Annotated in this window: 4 protein-coding genes and 2 pseudogenes; 5 read left to right on the top strand and 1 reads right to left on the bottom strand. The window is 74.0% G+C overall.

Annotation, left to right across the window (positions count from 1 at the left end; translation table 11 throughout):
- The 3 genes and pseudogenes from KN815_RS45700 to KN815_RS45690 form a co-directional block, all read left to right on the top strand.
- Positions 1–539, top strand: a pseudogene (locus KN815_RS45700) (SWF or SNF family helicase); the annotation flags it as partial.
- A gap of 299 nt (positions 540–838) precedes the next feature.
- Complete coding sequence (locus KN815_RS45695; RefSeq protein ID WP_216347693.1) at positions 839–1,018, top strand: hypothetical protein; 180 nt, start codon at positions 839–841, stop codon at positions 1,016–1,018.
- Positions 976–1,647, top strand: a pseudogene (locus tag KN815_RS45690) (pectinesterase family protein); the annotation flags it as partial. The gene KN815_RS45695 and the pseudogene KN815_RS45690, both read left to right, overlap by 43 nt.
- A 56-nt stretch (positions 1,648–1,703) precedes the next feature.
- Here the strand turns inward: KN815_RS45690 and xylA are convergent.
- The gene (gene xylA, locus KN815_RS45685; protein ID WP_216347691.1) at positions 1,704–2,873 is read right to left on the bottom strand and encodes a xylose isomerase; all 1,170 of its coding nucleotides are present in this window, start codon (positions 2,871–2,873) and stop codon (positions 1,704–1,706) included.
- A 118-nt stretch (positions 2,874–2,991) separates the two neighbouring features.
- Here xylA and xylB point away from each other — a divergent pair, with 118 nt between their 5' ends.
- Both xylB and KN815_RS45675 read left to right on the top strand, forming a co-directional pair.
- Positions 2,992–4,449 (top strand): xylulokinase, encoded by a 1,458-nt coding sequence (gene xylB / locus KN815_RS45680; protein ID WP_216347690.1) that lies wholly within the window; start codon positions 2,992–2,994, stop codon positions 4,447–4,449.
- A 151-nt stretch (positions 4,450–4,600) separates the two neighbouring features.
- Positions 4,601–4,797: MarR family transcriptional regulator (locus KN815_RS45675; protein ID WP_216347689.1), on the top strand; the 197-nt coding region annotated here is incomplete at its 3' end.

Genomic DNA, 4,797 nt, shown 5'->3' with positions numbered 1-4,797 from the left:
CGGCCGAGGGGCTGGACGTCGCCGCGCTGGAGTTCCTGGCGGCGGACGCCGCCGTACGCGCCCAGCGGCTGCTGGCCGAGGCCCTCGCGCCCGGCCACGCCTCCTCCCCGGTCCCGGCGGCACTGACGGTGTGGCAGGACACGGTGCGGCTGACCGCCGCCGGTCCCCCGGCCCCGATCGCCGCCCGGCTCGCGGCCGGTTGCGGGCGTGACCGCACCGATCTGGCGCGGGCCGTCCGTGCCTGGGAGCACGGCGGGGCCGCCGCGCTCACCGTTCTGGAGGAGGAGTGGACGCCGGACGCGGCAGCCCTAGCACGGGCCCGCGTCCAGCTCGCCGCCGCCTGGGAGGGGGACGAGCGGGCGCCCGGGCTGCGCGCCGCGGGGAACCGCTGGACGGTGGTGGGCGCCGATCTCCAGGTGCGCTACGGACGCGACGGCCGCTGGTGGCCGTACCGCAAGGAACACGGCCGCTGGTGGCCCGCGGGCCCGGCCGGACCCGACCCGGCGGCGGCGCTGGCGATGCCAGGCTCCCAGGGCTGACGCGGCGCGTGGCCGGTGGCGGCATCCCGTCCGCCTCCGGCCGCGGGCCGGGAAGGGCCAGTGCCGCCCGTAAGGAGGAGCTCGCCGGTGAACGGCCCCGGGCCGTCGGCACAACGCGGGAGCGGCCTCGGGGTTGCCCCTCCGGGCCGCCGTCCCCGTGGCCGGTGAGGGCGGACGGGACCAGGGGGGAAGATCCAGCCGGGGCCGAAGGCCGCGGGGCGGCAACCTTTGGGTGGGCCGTGGAGACCGTAAGGGCGTCAACCCCCTCGGCACGTCTCCACGGGACGGAGTCACCGACCATGACCCTCAGCCCACGGCGCCCCCGGCGGCGCCGCCCCGCCCCGCTCATCGGCTCCCTGGCCCTGGCCACCGGCGTCGGGCTCGTCGCCGCCCCGGCCGCCGACTGGTCCGGCGCGGACGCCCGGGCCCATGCCGCCACGAAGCCGATGACTTCCAGGCCCGCAATCTACAGTTCGTGAACGACTTCAACGAGGCCAACAGCGCCATCGCCGACAAGCAGGCGGGCGCGCTGCGCACCGCGGGCGACCGGATCGTCCTGGACAACATCGGGGCGGTCGGGGACCAGGACACCCTGCTGCTGGACTCCGCGAGCAAGTCCACCGTCGGCCGGGTGTACATCGGCAACGCCTGGATCCAGGGGAACGTCGACTTCATCTTCGGCCGTGCCTCCGCCGTCATCGACAAGTCGGCGATCCGGCTCGTCAAGCGCTACGACGGCAGCTCCGGCGGCTATGTCGCGGCGCCCTCGACGGCGGCCGGGAAGAAGGGCTTCCTGTTCATCAACAGCAATATCACCGGGGATGTCAGCAGCCGGTCGTTCTACCTCGGCCGCCCCTGGCACGCGGGCGGTGACGCCAGTCTCGATCCGCAGGCGATCGTCCGCAATACGGATCTGTCAGCGGCGATCAAGACCACTCCGTGGACGGACATGAGCGGCTTCTCCTGGAAGGACGACCGCTTCGGGGAGTACAAGAACACCGGCGCCGGTTCCGGTGCGGCGGGCACCGACCGGCCGCAACTGACCGACGCCCAGGCCGCGGACTACGAGATCGCCGACTGGCTCGGCGGCTGGCAGCCGTCGGCCTGACGATGAGCCCCGGCCGCCGGTCCCGTCGGGGGGCGGGACCGGCGGCCGGACGCGGGTCAGCGCGCGGCGAGCAGATGGTCCATGGCGAGCTGGTCCAGGCGCTCGAAGGCCATACCGCGCTCGGCGGCCGCCTCGACGTCGAAGTCCTCGAAGGCGGTGCGGTCCGCGAGCAGCGCCGTCGGGGTCTCGCCCTCCTCGAGCGTCGGCTCGCCCAACTGGTCCAGGCGCGAGGCGCGCAGCGCCTCCTGGACCTCGGGGTCGGCGCGGAATGCGGCCGCCCGCTCCTTGAGGATGAGGTAGTTGCGCATACAGCCCGCCGCCGAGGCCCAGACGCCCGAGATGTCCTCGGTGCGCGGGGGCTTGAAGTCGAAGTGGCGCGGTCCCTCGTAGCCGCCCGTCTCCAGCAGGTCGACCAGCCAGAAGGCGGCCCGCAGATCGCCCGCGCCGAACCGCAGGTCCTGGTCGTACTTGATGCCGTTCTGGCCGTTGAGGTCGATGTGGAAGAGCTTGCCCGCCCACAGTGCCTGGGCGATGCCGTGCGGGAAGTTCAGCCCGGCCATCTGCTCATGGCCGACCTCCGGGTTGACGCCGTACAGCTCGGGCCGCTCCAGCCGCTCGATGAAGGCCAGTGCGTGGCCGACGGTCGGCAGCAGGATGTCGCCGCGCGGCTCGTTGGGCTTGGGCTCGATGGCGAAGCGCAGATCGTAGCCCTGCTCGGTAACGTAGGCGCCGAGCAGGTCGAACGCCTCCTTCATCCGGTCGAGCGCGGCGCGCACGTCCTTGGCGCCGCCGGACTCCGCGCCCTCGCGGCCGCCCCAGGCCACATAGGTCCTGGCGCCCAGTTCTGCGGCGAGGTCGATGTTGCGCATGGTCTTGCGCAGCGCGTAGCGGCGCACATCGCGGTCGTTGGCGGTGAAGGCGCCGTCCTTGAAGACCGGATGGGTGAAGAGGTTGGTGGTGGCCATGGGGACGGACATCCCGGTGGCGTCCAGGGCCTGCCGGAAGCGCTTGATATGCGATTCGCGCTCGGTCGCCGAGGCTCCGAAGGGGATGAGGTCGTCGTCGTGGAAGGTGACGCCGTACGCGCCGAGTTCGGCGAGCCGGGTCACGGACTCCACGGGGTCGAGCGCCGGGCGGGTGGCGTCCCCGAACGGGTCCCGGCCCTGCCAGCCGACCGTCCACAGTCCGAAGGTGAACCTGTCCTCGGGGGTGGGGTTGTAGCTCATCGCGGCTCCCTCGCCTATTTCGTCATGGCGCTTTACAAATTAGTATGCGCGAGCATTCCGGGGAAGCCCCGTTCCACCCGCACACCGCACGACCCATGGACGCAAGGGAGAGCGCGAGATGGCAGCAGCAGCCGTGCCCGTGCCGCAAGGACCGCTCGTCGTCGGCGTGGACAGCTCCACGCAATCGACCAAGGCGCTCGTCGTCGACTCCGCGACCGGCGCGGTCGTCGCCCGGGGACAGGCCCCGCACACCGTCGGCGGCGGCAGCGACGGCACCGGTAAGGAGTCCGTCCCCGAGCAGTGGTGGGAGGCACTGACCGAGGCGCTGGGCCAGTGCGGGAACCCGGCCCGGGAGGCGGCCGCGGTCTCCGTGGGCGGCCAGCAGCACGGCCTGGTGACGCTGGACGCCTCGGGCCGCTCGGTGCGGCCCGCGCTGCTGTGGAACGATGTGCGCTCCGCGCCCCAGCGCGACCGGCTCATCGAGGAGCTGGGCGGCCCGAAGGCATGGGCGGAGCGGGTCGGCAGTGTGCCCGCGCCCGCCTTCACCGTCACCAAGTGGGCCTGGCTGAAGGAGAACGAGCCGGAGGCGGCCCGCGCCACCGCGGCCGTCCGGCTCCCCCATGACTACCTCACCGAGCGGCTCACCGGCTATGGGACCACCGACCGGGGCGACGCCTCGGGCACCGGCTGGTGGTCCTCGGCCACCGAGTCCTACGACGAGGAGATCCTGGACCGGGCCGGGCTCTCCCCCGAGCTGCTGCCGCGCGTGCTGCGGCACGGCGAGGCCGCCGGGACCGTACGGGAGCTGCCCGGTCTGCCGCTGCCCACCGGCGCCCTGGTGGCCACCGGCACGGGCGACAATATGGCGGCCGCCCTGGGGCTCGGCCTGCGCCCGGGGCAGCCGGTGCTCAGCCTGGGCACCTCCGGCACCGTCTACGCGGTCTCGGCCCACCGGCCCGCCGACCCCACCGGGGTGGTCGCGGGGTTCGCCGACGCGCGGGACGCCTGGCTGCCGCTGGCGTGCACGCTCAACTGCACGCTCGCGGTGGACCGGATCGCGGCGCTGCTGGGCCGCGACCGGGAGGCGGTGGAGCCGGGCGGCTCGGCCGTGCTGCTGCCGTTCCTGGACGGTGAGCGCACCCCTCATCTGCCGCACGCCTCGGGGCTGCTGCACGGTCTGCGCCATGACACCACACCGGGGCAGGTGCTCCAGGCCGCCTACGACGGGGCCGTCTTCGCCCTGCTCACCGCGCTGGATCAGGTGCTGGACGAGGACGCGGCGCCCGACGCCCCGCTTTTGCTCATAGGGGGTGGCGCCAAGGGCACGGCGTGGCGGGAGACGGTCCGGCGGCTGAGCGGACGCCCGGTTCAGGTACCGCGGGCCGAGGAGCTGGTCGCCCTCGGGGCCGCCGCGCAGGCCGCGGGGCTGGTGCTGGGCGAGGACCCGGCGGCGGTGGCCCGGCGCTGGGCGACCGCCGAAGGGCCGTCCTACGGTCCGGTGCCCCGCGACGAGGCGGCGCTGGAGCGGCTCTCCCGGGTGCTCGCGGACGCGGAGGGCCTGCTGCGCCACGCGTGAGCGCGGTAAGGCGCGTGTGAACACCTTACGGCGCGCGTGAACACCTTACGGCGCGCGTGAGCGCCGTACGACGGCGGCCGGGCGACCCGGTGTCGTACCGGCCCGGCACAATGAGCGGATCTGGCGACCGGGCGAGAGGAGGCGGATTCAGGTGGCAGCGCCACTGCCCAACACCCAGCAGGCGATGCGCCGGCGCAATCTCTCCCACGTGCTGCATGCCGTGGCCGCCCACGGCCCGCTGTCCCGTGCCTCGGTGGCGGCCCGGGTGGGGCTCACCCGGGCCGCCGTCTCCACGCTCGTCGACGAGCTGATCCGGGACGGGCTGCTGGTCGAGCTGGGCCCCTCCCG

It is taken from the genome of Streptomyces niphimycinicus (genome assembly GCF_018883605.1).
GTDB classification, from domain to species: domain Bacteria; phylum Actinomycetota; class Actinomycetes; order Streptomycetales; family Streptomycetaceae; genus Streptomyces; species Streptomyces niphimycinicus.
This window is presented reverse-complemented; position numbering and strand designations above follow the sequence as displayed.